Below are 17125 nucleotides of genomic sequence, written 5' to 3' on the forward strand. Positions count from 1 at the left end.
TTCTCTAATTGGGTGTCAGGGTCAAGCTCGTTTTCCTTCTTTTGAATGATCAAGGATCGTTTATCCGGGTCACGCTTCTCTTCGCAGTCTGGTTTGGCGTTCGAAATGGCGCCGCTGCATGCATGTGTCGGATTGGAAGTGGAGAGCCCCGCTTTCCGGCGCGCTTCTAGTTGCGCACCAGACATTTTCGGCTTCGTCTATTACCAGACAGGGCATGTTTACATGCCCGAGAGGGCACGAACCTCGTCCGGATTGGACGATCCCGTCAGGTTAGGTGGTAGGCTACTTGTTCATGCCGTGCCTCCAACTTGTTCCTGACGGAATTCACTGCCGTCGATCCACATACGGTGGAGCAGAACGGCAAGTTTGCGGGCGACGGCAACAACTGCGCGTCGGCGACCTTTGGTGCGCATCAATCGCATGCCCCATGATTTAATCTGTGACCCTGCCATCGTTCGCATCAGTAATGCGTTGGCAGCAGCATAAAGAGTTGCACGAACATTTCGATCTCCTGCCTTACCAGCCATCAAAAGATCCGTGTTTCACTGTTCGGGGCAATCGTACGCCGAAGATTTTCAGAAGACCCCGAACCTCGTTAGCCAGATCCATTGTCTTCTTGAGCAAAGCTTTACGCGTGCTCAATAGCGCCCTCAGCCCGTGGGCTTCTCGGCTCTTCATATGAACCGGACTGAACCAGCCTGTTCGTAGGATTTGAGCAACGCCCTTTGCATCTGTCTTGTCGGTTTTGTTTCGCATCGCAGATAAGGCGGCACTTACTGGCCGAGCTTCCATGTATACGACTTCAAAGCCAACGCGCAAAAGCTGCAAGACAGTCGGCGATGTCCTCGACTTCGCATGGCAACTCTCGCTCAAGGTAAACCTTGCCCTTGCCATCCACAATGCACATCGACAAGACCGAAGCGACACATCTAATCCAACATAATATTCCATTTTCTGTCTCCCTTATTCACAGCTATGCTGTGATCCTATCGGGAGCTCGACCAAAGTGCAGGGTCAGCCCAATTACGCATGCTTCCCGCCCGAAGTGTCGATCAACACGAACGGCTCTTAGCATGCGTATTTTCCCCAAGCCGCAAAAGCTAGACCCCCGCACAACCGTGTGGAAAGCTGAAGACATCCGCGCTTTTTGAGGGGGCGGATTATGAGTAAGCGCGCCAAGGGCCGCATAAATGAGTTGAGAGACCGGAACGTAAGCGGGGCAAGTCCAAAGCAGCGCATCGGCGAACTCAACGAAGCTAAGGCCAAATTGTATAAGGACGGTTATACTTGCTCGTCATCTCTTAAAATGCATTGGGCAAAAGTGAGAACGTTTCATGCTTTCAACGCTACGCCGCCAAACGATCAGATTGCATCCTGCACAGCGGGTCCGTCCACGATCATAATAGGGGCGCCGCGTGAGCAACGTTCGACCCGGCTTTCGATACCGTAAAGGCGACGGATCAGGGCAGGGGTCAACACTTCGAGGGTGGGGCCAAAGGCAAGGGTGCGTCCTTCGGCCAGTGCTATGGTTGTAGAGCAGCAGCGCATCACCTGATTCAAGTCGTGCATAGCCAAAATCAACACCGCTTGCGTTTCCTCGGCATAAAGGCGCAGGGACTCTAACACTTCATACTGGCGGTTGAGGTCAAGCGCAGAGGTTGGTTCGTCCATGAGAACCACTTTAGGACGGCTCACGAGCGTCTGTGCAATCGAAACCGCCTGTCGCTGCCCGCCGGAAAGCTCTGACAGTTGTTGGTCCACCAAGTGCGAGATGTTGAAGCGGCGCACGGTCTCGTCAACGGCGCGCAGTTCTTCAGTACTCAGCCGCCAGCCACCGCTACCCTGTTTCAGGGATAGTATAATTGATTCATAGACCGTTAGTGCGGCGGTCATGCCGGTGTCTTGGGGCATATAACGCAGCTCATGGTCATGGGCCCCTTCTAATTGGACGGCACCCGCGCCACGTAGATGCCCTGCGATGCGGCGAAATAGGGTGGATTTTCCGGCTGCATTAGCCCCCACCAATGCCGTCAACACACCGCCCTGCAAGCTGGCTGAGGCATCAAACAGGATTTGACGTCGGCCATAGCGCGCGCCAACTTTGTCCAAGGTCAAGCTTACCATGATTTGCGCCCCTTCGTCAGGATCAGTGCCGCAAAGAACGGCACCCCTACAAGGGCGGTGATAATCCCAATAGGAAGCACGGCGCCGGGCAGGATTGCCTTGGACAGAACTGACGTGGCCGAAAGAATTACTGCGCCGGACAGCATCGAACCGGGCAGGAAAAACCGCTGGTCTTCGCCCAAAAGCAGCCGCGCCACATGGGGCCCGACGATGCCGATGAAGCCGATCGTGCCGACAAAGCTTATCGGCACCGCGGCAAGAACCGAGACCAACACCAAGGCCTCAAGCCGCAGTCGTTTCACGGGCACCCCCATAGCCGAGGCCCGAACTTCGCCAAGTCGTATTGCGGTTAGCGCCCAAGCGCGTCGGGCAAATAGCGGCGTGCAGATCGCCAGAATGATCGCTGTGACTGCGACCTTCCCCCAAGTCGCCTTGGACAGGCTTCCCATGGTCCAAAACACCACCGCCGACAGCGCTTGTTCAGAGGCAAAATATTGAAGCAAAGCCAGCGCCGCATTAAAGGAAAACACCAATGCGATGCCCAGTAATACGATCGTTTCCACAGTCACGCCCCTAAGCGTCGATAGGCCAAAAATCAAAAGAGAAGCTGCCATAGCCATAGCAAAAGCATTGATCGGAACCATTAAAGAAATTGCGCCCGGAAACAAAGAAACGCCTAGTACCATCGCCAAGGCCGCTCCGAAACTTGCCGCCGCTGAAAGGCCCAAGGTAAAGGGACTGGCTAATGGATTTGCCAAAATCGTCTGCATCTGCGCGCCGGCCAGCGACAGACTTGCCCCAACCGTAACAGCGAGCAACGCCATCGGCATCCGAATATCCCAGACGACGACGCGTATCTGCAAGTCTGCCGTTCCCGGCGCAAAAAGTGTTTTCAGAACGTCCCCTACGGCATAGCGCGCAGGCCCAAGTGAGACGTCCACCGCCACCGATAACACCAACGCCACGCTCAATCCGACAAGGATCGCGATGCGGCGGGCCACCAATCCACGGTAACTTTGCACGCTTGCGGATTCGGATGGATCTAATTCGGCGGTTGTCATCGTGTTTCCAATGGTATTTGGCGGCCCGTTGAGGGCCGCCCAGTTTAGATAAGAACGGACTTAGTTGTTGGCTGTGTCGCCCAGAGAAACCCAATAGCCTGGGCTGTAATCCACTGGCAAAAAGCGGGTATGCAGCTCTTTCAGCGTCGCTTCGGGGTCCAGATCGGCAAACAGGTCAGGGTGAAGCCATGTTGCCAACCTTTGCACCGCGATGAAGCTGTAAGGCGAGTTGTAAAACTGGTGCCAAATGCCATGAACTTGGCCGTTATTAACCGCTTTCACCCCTGTATACGCGGGCCGCTCCATCAGGGCTGCAAGTTTCCCCTCTGCTACAGCCATGTCCGAGCCGGGCCCCATGCCAATCCATGCGCCGCCGGGTACATAAGCATCCCAATTGCCGCCCGTAACCACGATCTGATCCGGGTCCGAAGCGATAACTTGTTCTGCGTTCACCGTGCCAAAGGTGCCGGGAATGAATTCTGACCCCATGTTGGTGCCCCCTGCAAGTTCAACGAAACGGCCAAAGTTACCATCACCAAAGGACATGCAGCAATCCTCGGAATAGCCCCCGGCGCGCTCGACGAAGACCAGCGGGCGGTGTAGATCCTTTTGCGCCGCGATAACATCAGTGACGCGCGCAAGCTGATCCTCGTAGAAGGCCTGGAATTCCGCAGCTTTATCGTCTTCGCCAAAGAGTTTCCCGACGATATTCATGGACTGCGTGGTGTGCTCAAATGGCTTTTCACGAAAGTCTACGTATACGATAGGAATGCCGACCTTGGCCAACTTAGCCTCGTACCCTGCTTCGTCCGTCGCAGCTTTGGCTTCAAGGTTCATGATCAATACGTCGGGGTTCAACGACACGGCTTGCTCGATGTCAAAAGATCCGTCCTTGAACCCACCGAAGGTCGGGATGTCCTTCAATTGCGGAAATTTTTCTGCGTAAATATCATAGCTTTCCGGCGAGGCTTGGCGGAAATCGTCGCGCCAACCCACTACGCGTTCAAACGGATTTTCGCTGTCCAATACGGCGGTAAAGAAAACCTGCCGACCCTCGCCCAGAATAACGCGCTCGACCGGTGCGTCGACCGTAACCTCGCGACCGGCGATGTCGGTCAGGGTGATGGGATCGGCTTGCGCAAGGCTGGCTGCGAAAAGACTCAGCGCACTGGCGCAGAGAAGGGGACGAAGAGTCATATAAAGCTCCTGAAGAATGATATCTTCGGGTCGCCTAATATTTCTGACTAATTTAGTCAATTAAAAAGTTGACAGTTTTACTCATTTATCTAAAACGGGGATAACCCAAACAAAGTAACGCCATGACATTAAGCAACCGAGATTTACGCGACGAAATTCGCGACTACTGGTCAGACCGCGCAGCCACTTTTGACGATGATCCTGGCCATCGTATTGATGACGGTGCCGAAATGGCGGCATGGGAAGTTTTGTTTGGACGTCACCTTGGCGATGGAGATGGGCGCGCACTTCTCGATCTTGCGTCAGGTACTGGAGAAATCGCGCGTTTGTGTCAGCGGTTGGGGTTTGCTGTGACGGGCCTTGATTGGGCAGAACCGATGCTGGAACGTGCGCGCGGGAAACTGCCGGACGTGACATTTCTACAGGCCGATGCAGAGCGTACGACGCTGCCCTCGGCAAGCATGGATGTGATCGTCACGCGCCATCTGGTCTGGACCTTGGTGGACCCGATGGCAGCCTTTGCCGAATGGTTCCGTGTGCTCAAGCCAGAAGGAAAACTGCTGATTGTGGATGGCGATTTTGTATCCCGCAGTCTGCTGGGCAAGATATTTCAGCGTATGGTGCCAAATGGATCACACAGTGCTATTTCCGCTATCAATGCCGCGCGCCACAAGGATATCCTCGCCAATGTGCATTTCAGCGGTGGGGCACGGGCCGATCAAGTGGCTGCATTGTTGTATTCCAGCGGATACCGCGAGATTACAATCGACAAACGACTTGCGCCGATTCACCGCGCACAGGCCACGCAATTTGACTGGCGAAAAACACTTTTGCGGCGATCCGAACATCGCTACGCAATAAGTGCATCAAAGCCCCAAATACCCGAATAGCACATCGAAAGTAACACGCTGCGCATGGCGCCCGTGTGTGAAAACGCAGCAAAATCCCGTGGTCTCCGCCACTTGCCAATTCATGGAACGCACGTCGAAGGTTGATTTTTTTACTGCTTTGCTGTCAGTGACACTTTCGCTTTGGGCTGGGAACGGGCATTGGACGCGTTTCGAACGAAGGTCGGCTTAGGGCTGTTCATGTCGGCCAACACAACGGGCGGAAATTGTGCATTCGCTGCGGTGTGTGCAAAGGCCCGCTGTGCGGGATAAAATGGATATTGGTCTTGGTAGGGCCGATGACTGCTTTCGTGAAATAGGCGCCTTAGCGACCGCTACTCTAATCGTTCAACAAGCGGTCGTTTTTGGAGGTGCTGAAAAACGTTCATGATTAATTGTAGGTTGAACGAGTTTTATGGTATTCAAAAGACACAAGAATTAGAAAGACAAATTTATGCTTATTTCAGTTTTTGAAGACGATTACCTAAAAATCACCTCTCGTCAAAAACAGAGTAATGACAATAAAAATACTATCCTCTTGTCTTTCACTGGCATCGGTCATGGGATGGGGGGGATAGATGTTCAAAATCCAGAGTTCTTTGGAGCAGGCCGTTCTTTCGACAATATAATATTTATAACTGATAAAACCAGATCTTGGGGGAACCAGTTAGATTTCAAATTCATAAAAGAAACTATTGCTCCATACGTTGGAGATAGAAGCATCTACTCCATCGGCAATAGTATGGGTGGATTTAACTCCATTATATCAACAAGCTACATGCCAACAGACGTGTGCGTATCGTTTGTTCCTCAATACAGTGTAAACCCTTCAATCGTTCCTTGGGAAAGGCGATGGAAAAAGTACACCTCGAAGATTAAAGAGTATCGCTTTGAAAGCGTTAAAAATTTCATAAATGATAAAACAAGATACTTTATATTTTCTGGTAGCATGGGGGCAGATGATAGGCACGCAAAGCTATTCCCAGTGAAAGACAACGTCCACCATTACTCTTTCCATAATATCGCTCACGATGTGGCTAAGGAATTAAAGGAAAAGGGCTTTTTGGAAAGATCAGTACAAAACTGTTTCAACGAGGAAAGTGATCTGCCCCGAGGAATCGGATATGATAAACTGAGTCCGAAAAGTACTTGACGTTTACCCAGCCAAACGCGGGCAATGTCCAACAAGATCAACCTTGTAAAAGAATGGCTCGTTTTCAATTACGCTGTGGCGCGAGAAGCCCTGCAAAATTAGCCAACAACTTTAAGATATAGCTCATTTGACGCTAAGCAGATCTATCGCGACCAGTCTATTACGGGCGGCGCGATTTTGATCGAAGGTTGCAATCATCCATCTCTCTCAAACGTCGTCGCCTCCTAGGTTTTGTCTGGCTTGCCGGCCGGTATTAGTGCATCAAACGGTTTGCCTGTGGCAGCCTCATATTCGGCCTCGTCCCAGAATCCGATTAAAATACCGGTCTCTGCCGCCTTGCGCTGTCCGGCCAATACTTTTGCTGTCGCTGTTATACGGGTGTGGTGTTGTAAGGACCACGCGGTCAAGGCTTGCTCCATTTCAGCGCGTGCGGCGATATGTTCATCGTCATCTGAACTGCCAATGTTGCACAGTTCTTGCGGGTCGGTCTCGAGATCGAACATCACGGGGGCGAAGCCCTCGCAGCGGATATATTTCCAACGTCCATCGTGGATCATGACGGTGCGGGCATCCTCTTGCGGCACGTCAAGTTCTTGCGCCATTTCAAAGCTGGAATTGTCATGCTCGCTGATCGCATAGCGACGCGAAAACCCTGATGTGCCGTGCAGCAGTGGTGTAAGATTTCGCCCCTCAAGGATGTGCGGTTTTGGCTCTCCCCCAAGGGCGTTCAGAAACGTTGGCGCAAGGTCGATCATTTCGACCAATTCATCCGTCACCGTACCGCGGGTTGAATCTGCCTTTGGGCGTGGATCACAAATGATCAACGGTACCTTGGCCGCAACCTCGTGATAAAAATCTTTATCACCCATCCAGTGATCGCCCATGTAATCGCCGTGGTCAGACGTAAATGCGATGATCGTGTTCTCGCTTATCCCTGTTTCATCCATCCACGCAAACAGCCGGCCAAGATTGTCATCAAGCTGTTTGATCAACCCCATGTAGGCCGGAATGACGTGTTCGCGCACATGATCGCGGCTGAAACTTTTGCAGACGCGGGCGTTTTGATAGGCACGTAACAAGGGATGGTCCACATCGCGCTCAGCGTCTGAGCGGATCGGGTCGATGATATGCTCTGGTCCGTACATGTCATGATAGGGCGCGGGAACGATGTAGGGCCAATGGGGTTTGATATAGCTGAGATGGCACATCCACGGCTGACCGTCGGTCTGTGCTTGGGTCATGAAATCCATTGCGCGGTCAGTCATATAGGCGGTTTCGGAATGTTCTTCGGGAACATTCGCCGCAAGGCGGGAATTCTTCAGCAACCACGCGGACAAAAGTTCACCATCTGCATCTACGCCTGAGTTTGCGAAATCTTCCCACGGGTTTTCGGATGTGTAGCCTAAGTTGACCAAATAATCATCATACGCCGACCATTTCTGCCGTGCGCTGTCAGGGTGTAATCCGTCGTCTCGCTCAAACGCTTCGAACCCGCATTCGGACACGCGCACGCCGATTTCGGATTTTGGGTCGATACCTAACCACGCCATGCCTTCCTGATCGGCGGTCATGTGGGTCTTACCAACAAGCACAGCGCGCGCGCCTGCCTCGCGTAGGTGATCACCAAGTGTCGGCTCTCCTACGCGCAGCGGCATCCCGTTCCAGGTGGAACCGTGGCTGCGCACGTATCGGCCCGTATAGGCAGACATACGCGATGGGCCGCAGACGGGCGACTGTACATAGGCCTTGTTGAATTGCACGCCGCGCTTTGCCAGCGCATCAATGTGGGGGGTGTGCAAATGCGGGTGGCCATAGCAGCTCAGGTAATCGAACCGCAATTGGTCTGCCATAATCCACAAAACGTTCGGCGTATCGGTCACTGGTCAGGTTCACTTTCAAGTATTGAATCAATTGGCTGACGAAAGAAATCTTCAAGGCGGTCGAGAAGGTCAATAAAGGTCTTTAATTCTTCATCTGTAAAGGTCGCCTTGAGCGCGTCACGCCGTTGCTTCATCACAGGCGCGCTTTGTGCATAGGCAGCGATGCCAGCAGGGGCCAGTGACACCAAAACCTGACGACCGTCTTGGCCATTGCGCGCCATTGTTACATATCCCTTGTCCCGCATGGCCGGCAGCGCACGGCTGAGTTGGGAATGGTCAATGCGCTGAATTTCAGCCAAGTCGCGGATCGTCATCGGCCCTGCTTCGGACAAATCCCAAAGCACCCGCCACTCAACAATCGATAAGCCGCTTGCCTTTTGAAGGATACGTTGGCCCTGCAGGCGTGACGCCGCATAGGTCGCCGGAAGGCGCGAAAACAGATTGTTTTTCTCGCGCAAGCGCCGCTGTTTAATACGTTCTGCCTGAGGTTCTGTCGGTGTTTGCATCGTCAATATCTCCCTACCAAAGTTAAACACCGAAAAATAATGCGTGACAAGTCATATACTTTCTGCAACGTTTTTATCAGCGGCCTTGGATAGGGGGTGCTGCGTCTCGGGAGGGGCGCATATCAGGGAGAGAAAAAAATGATGAAATCTGCATTGGCGGGTGTCGCCATCGCATTGGCACCATTTGCCGTGGCCGCGCAGGTCACACTGACATCTGAAACTTCAAGCGTGGGGTCTTCGCCGCATTACGTGGACACGACATTGGCTGCGGTTCTTGACAGCGCGGGCGTGGCAACTGTTCAGGTAACCGAAGGTGCAACGCTGACCAATTCAGTTCAGGCTGTCGCTGAAGGCCGCCTTGATATGGCCTCTGCACCGATGATCCTGCCGTTCCTGCTGTCGCGCGGCATTGGCCCATACAGTGGCGTTGGCGTAGAAGAAGGCGCCAAACTGGCCTCGGGTATTCGGGTTCTGTTTTTCCACGCCGGATCGCACCAGATATTTGGCCACTACAATTCGGCACCGATTGAAGATATCCGCAACCTTGAAGGTTTGCGTATTTGGAACGGCCCGCCACGCGGTGCTGCCCTGACATCCGGTCGCGCCATGGTGCAGCTGTTGTCTGGTTTGAAAGATGGAGAGGCCTACGAAGGTATTCAAACCCCTTGGCCCGACACAGTTGCGACCATCACTGGCGGTGGTGTTGACGCATGGACATCCCCCGATGGCATCCCGTCCGGTCGCCAAATCCAGTTGGCAGCCGCAGGTGGGATCACGCTTTATGACGTGCCATCAGATTTGTTGGCGAGCGAACTTGGCCAGCAGATTGTTGCGGCCCCGGGGCATGCGCCGTTTTCGATGCCAGTTGAAGAGTACCGCGCGGCGTATGCTGGCAATGACATCACCATCGTCACCGACGATGATACATTTGACAGCTATGTCACGGCATTCGCTGAAATTACGTCTGACAGTATGGATGAACAGTTAGCGTTTGACATCGTGACTGCCTTTCTTGAAGCGCAAGACCGCTTTGAGCAGGGATCCCCAATCGGACCGAACCTCGCGCTGACGTTTGGCGACATTAACGGTGTTAGCCAAGGCGCATGCGGAGCGGTGCAGGTTAAAATGCACCCCGGTGCCATTCGCGCCTACGAGGCCGCTGGCCATACGGTTTCCGACTGCCTGCGTTCATAAATATGGTCCGGCGTCGTTCGCCGGACCATCCGCACGCGCCCCATTACCGAACAGGAAGCTCACCGTGACCGATGCCACGAGTCCCCAACGCACCACCTCTAAAAACATAGCCATCGTATTAGCGCTGGTTCTGGTTTTCTTCGGTTTGTTAAACACGATGCCCGAAATCGCGGGGCTACAAAATTGGGCGCGCGACGTTACAGGACAACCGTTTTTCCGTGTCTCGGGTTTTCCGACCGAGTATTTCTTCCCACCGATGTTCATGCTGATGATGACTATCGTTGTTTTTGACGCCAGCATCTATCGCGCGTGGAAGGTCGAGAAGCCGAACAAGGCCTGGCTTGGCCTATTGCTAGATGCGGGCTTATTGCTCGGCGCGGCCCTTGGTGCGTTCGGCTATCTTGTCGAAATTGACAGTGTTTGTCTGATTGACCAGATCACAGGCGAACGCGCACGGCTAATCGCAGATGCCGCGGAGCGGTCCAATGTCATCCCGGGTATTTCTTTTGACGCAGAAGTTCCGTCCTGCCAGTCGCGATTTGGCGGTTGGACGATCCCGTTGCTGTTCACCATCATCACGCTGTTCTTCCTATATAACGTGCGGGTTTGGGGGGTGCCACTGGTGGCCGTGGCCAGCGTTGTCGTGCTGTATACTGTCGCCACCACCCTGTTCTGGGTGTTCGACCTGTCCGACAACAATTTTCTTCTAACCAAGCTCGGTGCTGACGGTGGTGATGTGATTGCCGCTGCGACGCAGAAGGCGACGAATATCTTTATTTCACCCGACGGGTTCATGGGGCGGTTTATGGATATCGTCGTGAATCAAGTCTTCCCCTATTTGATCTTAGGTGCCTTGTTCGGGACATCCGCCGGAGGCACGTCCCTCATTAAACTGGCCGTTCGATTGACCCGCAATCTGCGCGGCGGTCCGGCCCATGCCGCAATCGTTTCTTCAGCGATGTTTGGCACGATTACAGGTGGCCCTGTGACGAACGTTCTGTCCACAGGGCGGCTGACCATCCCGATGATGCGCCGCAACGGGTTCAACAAATACTTCGCAGGCGGGGTCGAGGCCGCCGCTTCATCCGGCGGGCAAATCATGCCACCCGTTATGGGGGTCGCGGCCTTCGTGCTCGTGGCGTTAACGGCCGTGCCGTATACCAAAGTTATTACGGCAGCGTTTTTGCCTGCCATGTGTTTTTTCTTCTCTATATTCTTGGCCGTGATGTTCCAAGCGCGTCGCGAAAAGGTTGAAGCCATGCGTGTCGTGCCTGACGATTTGATTATGCACCGTCAGGATTGGATAAACCTAACCATCATTTTCATACCCATTTTGACGATCCTGCTTTTGCTGCTTGGCAACAAAGATGCAGTTGGCGCGGGGCCGATGGGCTGGATTCTGGGCGCTGAAACCGAGCTGCGCAACGGCGTGCGTGTTGTGACCGAGCGGAGCGGTGTTCTGCAAACCATCGTCAATGCCACAGGTGATGCGACCTCTGCGGGGTGGTGGGCGGTCGCCGTCTTAATACCTTTACTATTCCTTGATCCCCAAACGCGCGCCGAACCCTCTAAGATACTTGTTTCGCTCGGCGACGGCGGGATTTTAATCTCGCGCCTTTTCTTGCTGTTGTTTGCAGTTTCGATCATCGCGGCGTTCCTCAATGAAAGCGGCTTAACAGGCGAATTGACCCGCGCCGTGACCACCTGGTTGGAAAACGCAGACATGCTGCGCTTGTTTGGCTTGGAAATACCGATTGTCGGTGGGGTCTATCTGATGCTGGCGCTGACCTGTGCGATGTTTTGCGCGATTTTGCTGGGAATGGGTATGCCGACAGTTCCCGCTTATGTGAATGTCGCGCTTCTCTTGGGGCCATTGCTTGCGAATCTTGGCGTCAGTTTCTTCACCGCGCATATGTTCGTGTTCTATTTCGCTGTTGCGTCGGCCATCACGCCACCCGTCGCAGTCGCCGCATTTGCCGCCGCGTCCATTACAGGTGGGGAACCCATGCGCACAGGTGTTGCCGCGGTGCGCGTCGGGATTGTCATGTTTGCCATTCCCTTCGTCTTCGCATGGTATCCTGAAATCCTGTTAATCGAAGAGGCTGTAACGATCACCAACGATGCCGGCCAAAAGGTTCTTTTGGAGGGATATTCCAGCCAAACGGATTGGGGCCATTTAAGTCTACTTCTGCTGCGTCTAACCCTGTCGCTCTACTTGCTGGCCTCAGCCTTGGCGCGGTTCGACAGAGCAAAAATCAATGGACCAGAAGTCGCGTTGAGGCTTCTCTTGGCAGTCTTGATCTTGTGGAAAACCCCGTTTGTTATCGTTTTTGCGATTGGCGCAGCTGCTGTTCTTTTGTCTTGGCATCATATTACTGCGGGTCGCGCAATCGCGAAACGAGCCGTCATCACTGAGAGGGTTTGATCCTGTCCTCATCGCCCTCTGAGCGCATAGAAGACAGTAAGTCGAAATAAGTAGTCCCGACGATTATATTTATCAATGCACATGCAAGCGTGAAGTTTGGTCTGATCCTGTCTTTTAAAAGCTCAATGTATTCTGGTCATTCCATTTGAAATTGGGGCTGCAAATTCGTGTTCAGCCAAAAGGCGCGCGGGTGGCCAGTGCTGTGCGCGATACGCCTTAGCCGCCGTTCCAAAGCTTAGCTGTCAGGGTAGCCCAGCCAAGGTTCAATGCGTTCCCAAGTTACATTCATGGCCCATGCTTTACTAACATAAGGCAAGCCTATGTGACCGTACCAGATCGACAGATGTCGTTCTGCTTCGCCTTCTCGTTTTCCCTCAATGCCAGCAAGGTAAAGTGCGGATGCGATGCCCGTGCGATCGGCTCCAGCGCGACAATGGATCAGAAGAGGTTTGGGCGCATCTCGCATCACTTCGACCAATGCTTTGACTTCATCATCGGTCATCTCTTTGTGTTCAGACATCGCAAAGTTGATGTGTTCGATGCCCAAACGATCTGCCACCGCACGCTCAGTCTCATACCAATCCGCGCCATTGGCCTCACCGCGCAAGTTGAGGATGCTGGCGATGCCATTTTCACGTTTCCACTTGGATAGTTTTTGGCCATCCATTTGGGCGGCTCTATACACCGTGCCAGAGGACACTTCATAGAAGTTTCCGCTGATTTGAAGATACGCGAGATACCCTATCAGCAGGCACAACAAGACGACTGCTAAAATGGCAGATCTTTTGATGAACTTGATCATGTTATCAGAACAACGGGAACGTGGGCAATGCGCCTATGTCTTTGAAATGCTCTGTCATTTCCCCAATGGGAAGCAAGCTTAGGAACACCAGCGCATCAAAAAAGTTCCGGCGCAATGTGCCCGTGTCAAAAGTCACCGTAGCTGGGGATGAAAACTGGCTAAACTTAGGCATGATGCGTGGGGTGACGGCTGCATATTCTTCATAAGCTGGGCCAAATTCAGACCGCAAAAACTGCTCTTCTTTGCTGGCAATGTCGTTGAGTACGTAAAAGATCAACGCGGTCATGACCATCGTCAAGACAAGCGAACCAAGCATCAAACCAAACCCAAAGACCGATATCGTCGAGAACAGATACAATGGATGGCGACAGATGGAATACGGCCCATCACGCATTACCAAGGCGTTCTTGCGGCTGCCGATATAAAGAATTGACCAGAAACGTCCCAGAACACCACCGATCACCAGCAACATGCCAACGCTCTCGATAAAGTCCATAAGTCCACCGTAAAGCGGCAATCCCGGGCGGGTGAATAACACCAAGGGGATCATGACCAACATGACCACTCTGAGAGTGTTGATGCGGCGTTTTTGGTTGGCTGGAAGAATAGCTGAACTGCTCATAAACGTTTCCCTGTTTTCGCCGGCACGTTACGCCCAGCTTATGGGGCGGGGCAAGATGCTGTCATAGGGCCATGAGCGGAGAGTTGCCGTTGATGTTCTTTAAGGAAAGCCACGGCATGGCGGACTGGGACCGATGGTATCGAAAACCACCTCTAAATCCCATTATTGGCCACTCTGTTTTTAGTTCTCCATGCTGCTTTTAAAAGACACGCGATCCCGCGCTCCATGTCTCGTTAAGAACAGGGGTCCCTGCCGATAGGGCGAAGCGGATCACATCTGCCCGTTGTCCAATACGCAACGATCCGCGATCTGTCAGGCCAACAGCCTGTGCTGGGCGTGCGGTTACGGTTGCTATGCCGCGTGGCAAGTCTCCCCAAAGATCGCCCAGTTGCACCGCTGCCATCAACAACCCTGATGGCACATAGTCTGAAGACAAGATGTCCAAGCGATCAAGTTGCGCTAATTCGGCAGCGGCAACATTGCCTGAATGAGACCCCCCACGAATAAGATTGGGCGCGCCCATGATTGTGGCGATGCCATGCACATGACAGGCCTGAGCCGCAGCAACAGTGGTCGGAAATTCGGCCATCTTGACGCCATAGGCCTGACTCGCGGCAACCTGATCTGCGGTTGTGTCGTCGTGGCTTGCCAGTGTGGCCCCCAATTGTTGGGCCGCTTTAACTGTCTCGGCTTCGTGGCTTGCCCCGAATTTCGACTGAAGTTCGTAGAGAAAATCGACGTAATCGCGGTATTCTTGATCGCCAAACGGGTATTTGCCACGGATGTATGTCTCAAATTTTGAAAGATCGGTGAATTGGCGTTGGCCGGGGGTATGATCCATCATCGATACGATGCCAATCCGGTCCTTTGCCGTAAATTCAGCAAACTCATCCACAAGCGTTTCTGAACAAATTTCAGCCCGCAAGTGAATATGGTGGCTGATCCTAAGCAATTCAGCTTCACGCAGGGTGTGTATTTCATCGGCCATCTGACGCGCGTATTTCCCATAGCGTTTGCTGGTCCCCGACACGATAGACCCGACGCGGATAGCATCAAAAACGGTTGTGATCCCAGTGCCTGCGAGCTCGCGGTCATGGGCCAGAATGGCGGCGCGGTAGGGCCAGTCCACTTTCGGGCGCGGGCTTAGGTGACGTTCAAGATTATCTGTGTGCAGCTCGACCAAGCCAGGGGCCAGATAGTCGCCCTGTACATCGATTGCATCCTTGGAAACGGTGGTGCCGCTGTCGATATCGGTGATAACGCCGTCTGTGATAACCAACGATCCATTGATGACGTCGTCGTTTAAGATCAGCTTTGCGTTGGCAAAAATAGTTTGTTTTGTCATGTAAGTGTCACGCGGTTTTGGCAAAGAGGTTCTCTGCGAAGGAAAATGAATGTTTGAACGATTTGCTATTTTTTACACCCCAACCGAAGGTCTGGCGACGTTTGGCGCTGCTTGGCTGGGGTGGGACAACGCACAAGGGTGCGCCGTGCCGCATATAGATGTAAGTGGAATTGATGTGCCTCATATCACGGCCACGCCACGTAAGTACGGCCTGCACGGCACGTTGAAAGCCCCATTTCGGCTCGCCCAAGGCGCGACTTTGACGCAATTGCAACGCGCTGCCGCTGACTTTGCGGCCCAGCATGCCGCCTTTGATATGGGCGAGGTCGAACTGCGACATGACAATGGCTTTGTGGCTTTGCGCCCTAAAAAGCAGTCTGGTGAATTGCGCGATTTTGCAAGCGCGACGGTCAAGGCGTTTGATCCATTTCGCGCACCGTTGAGCGATGCGGATATTGCCCGCCGTAGAAGCGCGGGGCTGAATGCCCGGCAGGATCAGCAGATGCTTGAGTGGGGATACCCGTTCATCTTTGATGATTTCTATTTTCATCTGACCCTGAGTGGCACGGTGTCGCCTGCTCAAGCAAAGACGGTGATCAAAGCGCTGCAAACCCTTGTGGACCCAGTCGTGCCGCAACCGTTGTGCATGGATGCGATCACGCTGATGGGGCAGGATCAGGACGGTATGTTTCATCAAATCCATCGCTACGCCTTAACCGGATAAAGATGGTTGAGTGCAATTTGCACCGTCTGTTCCAGCGCGTCACTGTTGTCGATATCGAAGGCTTCAATACCGTCGGGTAATTGTGCAGAGGCGCGGTCAAGTCGGCGGGCAATCTGTTCGGCCGTTTCCCGACCTCTGGCTTCAAGACGATGGGCAAGCACCGCGCGGTCAGCCGTAAGATTGAACACATCAAATTGTGCAAAACACGCTTTAGAGTCGATCAAAGCGGCGCGAGACAGATTAGCCAAAACATCTTGCCCGTTTTGCAGCTGCGCTTTGACAGAAACCGGTATCGCATAGTGTAACCCATGCGCGGCCCAGCTCAGCGCAAATTGCCCTGCGGCTTTTCGGGTTTGAAATTCTGCTTCGGTGACACCATTAAACCGCTCACCACCTGCAGTGCTGGGGCGGGTGATCACGCGCTTGGCCAAACCGATGCGCGGATCACGGTTGGCCATGGCCTCCATCACGCTGTCTTTGCCCACTCCCGATGGTCCGACGACAGCAATAAAACGCCCCGTCATGCTGCCAATCCCGGTGTGTATTTGGTCACATCAAGCTGGCGGTCGCAAATCGCATCGCGCGCGGCGTGATCGTGGAAAATACCGATGATGGCTGCGCCTCTGCCTTTGGCCTCGTTGATCATCTCAAGCACCGTCGCGCGGTTCGTTGGATCAAGGCTTGCGGTTGGTTCATCCAATAGCAACGCCGGATATGGATAGGCAAATCCCCGTGCGATGTTCACCCGTTGCTGTTCGCCGCCCGAAAATGTCGTGGGACTGAGCGCCCAAAGCCGCTGCGGAATGTTGAGTCGTGCCAACAGCTGTTGTGCCGTGTTGATCGCGTCGTCGTATGCTGTTCCCGTTGCAAGTAATGGTTCGGCAACAACGTCCAACGTTGAGACGCGCGGCACGACCCGCAAGAACTGACTGACATAGCCAAGCGTGTTACGGCGCAATTGAATGATGTCGCGCGGGGCCGCCGTGGCCACGTCGACGTCGCCAATCATAATCCGGCCCGAAGCTGTCAGATAGTTCCCATATATCATCCGCATCAGCGTGGATTTCCCAGCTCCAGAGGCCCCGACCAATGCAACACATTCGCCAACCGCAACACGAAGCGATGCACCTTGCATAACGGGGATTTGCGCAGCGCCCTGATTGTGAAGGACAAAGGATTTAGAAACATTTTCAATAGAAATCATC

General features: G+C 53.5%; 16 protein-coding genes and 1 pseudogene. 5 read left to right on the forward strand and 12 right to left on the reverse strand.

The window, feature by feature from the left end; translation table 11 throughout:
• From BM025_RS19385 to BM025_RS15500, 5 genes and pseudogenes are all read right to left on the reverse strand, one after another.
• A partial coding sequence (locus tag BM025_RS19385; RefSeq protein WP_211753579.1) for a hypothetical protein occupies positions 1-185 on the reverse strand: 185 nt, incomplete at its 3' end.
• Between the two features lie 105 nt (positions 186-290).
• A pseudogene (locus BM025_RS19665) lies at positions 291-951 on the reverse strand (IS110 family transposase).
• A 411-nt stretch (positions 952-1362) separates the two neighbouring features.
• A complete protein-coding gene (locus BM025_RS15490) occupies positions 1363-2124 on the reverse strand; it encodes an ABC transporter ATP-binding protein (RefSeq protein WP_085849974.1) in 762 nt (253 codons plus the stop codon).
• Entirely contained in the window at positions 2118-3185 is a 1068-nt protein-coding gene (locus BM025_RS15495) for a FecCD family ABC transporter permease (RefSeq protein WP_085849975.1), read from the reverse strand. The genes BM025_RS15490 and BM025_RS15495 overlap by 7 nt, the downstream gene beginning before the upstream one ends.
• A 60-nt stretch (positions 3186-3245) precedes the next feature.
• Entirely contained in the window at positions 3246-4382 is a 1137-nt protein-coding gene (locus BM025_RS15500; protein WP_085849976.1) for an ABC transporter substrate-binding protein, read from the reverse strand.
• Positions 4383-4504: 122 nt separating this feature from the next.
• Here BM025_RS15500 and BM025_RS15505 point away from each other — a divergent pair, with 122 nt between their 5' ends.
• Both BM025_RS15505 and BM025_RS15510 read left to right on the forward strand, forming a co-directional pair.
• Positions 4505-5272, forward strand: coding sequence for a class I SAM-dependent methyltransferase (locus BM025_RS15505; protein ID WP_085849977.1), 768 nt, complete (start codon positions 4505-4507; stop codon positions 5270-5272).
• Positions 5273-5723: 451 nt separating this feature from the next.
• Positions 5724-6422, forward strand: a complete 699-nt coding sequence (locus tag BM025_RS15510) for a hypothetical protein (RefSeq protein ID WP_085849978.1) — start codon at positions 5724-5726, stop codon at positions 6420-6422.
• 224 nt (positions 6423-6646) lie between these two features.
• On the opposite strand, the gene BM025_RS15515 is transcribed toward BM025_RS15510, so the two are convergent.
• A complete protein-coding gene (locus BM025_RS15515) occupies positions 6647-8302 on the reverse strand; it encodes a sulfatase-like hydrolase/transferase (protein WP_085849979.1) in 1656 nt (551 codons plus the stop codon).
• Positions 8299-8808 (reverse strand): MarR family winged helix-turn-helix transcriptional regulator, encoded by a 510-nt coding sequence (locus BM025_RS15520; protein WP_085849980.1) that lies wholly within the window; start codon positions 8806-8808, stop codon positions 8299-8301. The genes BM025_RS15515 and BM025_RS15520 overlap by 4 nt, the downstream gene beginning before the upstream one ends.
• A gap of 138 nt (positions 8809-8946) precedes the next feature.
• Here BM025_RS15520 and BM025_RS15525 point away from each other — a divergent pair, with 138 nt between their 5' ends.
• Both BM025_RS15525 and BM025_RS15530 read left to right on the forward strand, forming a co-directional pair.
• Positions 8947-10002, forward strand: a complete 1056-nt coding sequence (locus BM025_RS15525) for a TAXI family TRAP transporter solute-binding subunit (protein ID WP_085849981.1) — start codon at positions 8947-8949, stop codon at positions 10000-10002.
• A 64-nt stretch (positions 10003-10066) separates the two neighbouring features.
• Positions 10067-12427, forward strand: a complete 2361-nt coding sequence (locus BM025_RS15530) for a TRAP transporter fused permease subunit (protein ID WP_244515861.1) — start codon at positions 10067-10069, stop codon at positions 12425-12427.
• Between the two features lie 235 nt (positions 12428-12662).
• Here the strand turns inward: BM025_RS15530 and BM025_RS15535 are convergent, their stop codons facing one another.
• From BM025_RS15535 to BM025_RS15545, 3 genes are all read right to left on the reverse strand, one after another.
• The gene (locus BM025_RS15535; RefSeq protein ID WP_085849982.1) at positions 12663-13229 is read right to left on the reverse strand and encodes a tyrosine-protein phosphatase; all 567 of its coding nucleotides are present in this window, start codon (positions 13227-13229) and stop codon (positions 12663-12665) included.
• 4 nt (positions 13230-13233) lie between these two features.
• Positions 13234-13851 carry a methyltransferase family protein gene (locus BM025_RS15540; RefSeq protein WP_085849983.1) on the reverse strand — a complete coding sequence of 206 codons (618 nt, stop codon included), beginning with the start codon at positions 13849-13851 and terminating at the stop codon, positions 13234-13236.
• A gap of 199 nt (positions 13852-14050) precedes the next feature.
• A complete protein-coding gene (locus tag BM025_RS15545; protein WP_085849984.1) occupies positions 14051-15196 on the reverse strand; it encodes an alpha-D-ribose 1-methylphosphonate 5-triphosphate diphosphatase in 1146 nt (381 codons plus the stop codon).
• A gap of 49 nt (positions 15197-15245) precedes the next feature.
• Here BM025_RS15545 and BM025_RS15550 point away from each other — a divergent pair, with 49 nt between their 5' ends.
• On the forward strand, positions 15246-15920 hold the full coding sequence (locus BM025_RS15550; RefSeq protein ID WP_085849985.1) for a DUF1045 domain-containing protein: 675 nt from the start codon (positions 15246-15248) through the stop codon (positions 15918-15920).
• Here BM025_RS15550 and phnN read toward each other — a convergent pair.
• Both phnN and phnL read right to left on the reverse strand, forming a co-directional pair.
• Complete coding sequence (gene phnN, locus BM025_RS15555; RefSeq protein WP_085849986.1) at positions 15902-16444, reverse strand: phosphonate metabolism protein/1,5-bisphosphokinase (PRPP-forming) PhnN; 543 nt, start codon at positions 16442-16444, stop codon at positions 15902-15904. The two genes, BM025_RS15550 and phnN, sit on opposite strands and share 19 nt — an antisense overlap.
• Entirely contained in the window at positions 16441-17124 is a 684-nt protein-coding gene (gene phnL / locus BM025_RS15560; protein WP_085849987.1) for a phosphonate C-P lyase system protein PhnL, read from the reverse strand. The genes phnN and phnL overlap by 4 nt, the downstream gene beginning before the upstream one ends.
• Position 17125: the final 1 nt, after the last annotated feature.

The sequence above is a fragment of the Pacificibacter marinus genome (assembly GCF_900109555.1).
Lineage (GTDB): Bacteria > Pseudomonadota > Alphaproteobacteria > Rhodobacterales > Rhodobacteraceae > Celeribacter > Celeribacter marinus_C.

What these genes read in the sequence shown, in the direction of transcription:
- BM025_RS15535 (WP_085849982.1), bottom strand. Translation starts at nt 13,229, where the DNA reads ATGATCAAGTTCATCAAAAGATCTGCCATTTTAGCAGTCGTCTTGTTG.
- BM025_RS15510 (WP_085849978.1), top strand. Translation starts at nt 5,724, where the DNA reads ATGCTTATTTCAGTTTTTGAAGACGATTACCTAAAAATCACCTCTCGT.
- BM025_RS15545 (WP_085849984.1), bottom strand. Translation starts at nt 15,196, where the DNA reads ATGACAAAACAAACTATTTTTGCCAACGCAAAGCTGATCTTAAACGAC.
- BM025_RS15540 (WP_085849983.1), bottom strand. Translation starts at nt 13,851, where the DNA reads ATGAGCAGTTCAGCTATTCTTCCAGCCAACCAAAAACGCCGCATCAAC.
- BM025_RS15495 (WP_085849975.1), bottom strand. Translation starts at nt 3,185, where the DNA reads ATGACAACCGCCGAATTAGATCCATCCGAATCCGCAAGCGTGCAAAGT.
- BM025_RS15490 (WP_085849974.1), bottom strand. Translation starts at nt 2,124, where the DNA reads ATGGTAAGCTTGACCTTGGACAAAGTTGGCGCGCGCTATGGCCGACGT.
- BM025_RS15520 (WP_085849980.1), bottom strand. Translation starts at nt 8,808, where the DNA reads ATGCAAACACCGACAGAACCTCAGGCAGAACGTATTAAACAGCGGCGC.
- BM025_RS15500 (WP_085849976.1), bottom strand. Translation starts at nt 4,382, where the DNA reads ATGACTCTTCGTCCCCTTCTCTGCGCCAGTGCGCTGAGTCTTTTCGCA.
- phnL (WP_085849987.1), bottom strand. Translation starts at nt 17,124, where the DNA reads ATGATTTCTATTGAAAATGTTTCTAAATCCTTTGTCCTTCACAATCAG.
- BM025_RS15550 (WP_085849985.1), top strand. Translation starts at nt 15,246, where the DNA reads ATGTTTGAACGATTTGCTATTTTTTACACCCCAACCGAAGGTCTGGCG.
- BM025_RS15525 (WP_085849981.1), top strand. Translation starts at nt 8,947, where the DNA reads ATGATGAAATCTGCATTGGCGGGTGTCGCCATCGCATTGGCACCATTT.
- BM025_RS15505 (WP_085849977.1), top strand. Translation starts at nt 4,505, where the DNA reads ATGACATTAAGCAACCGAGATTTACGCGACGAAATTCGCGACTACTGG.
- phnN (WP_085849986.1), bottom strand. Translation starts at nt 16,444, where the DNA reads ATGACGGGGCGTTTTATTGCTGTCGTCGGACCATCGGGAGTGGGCAAA.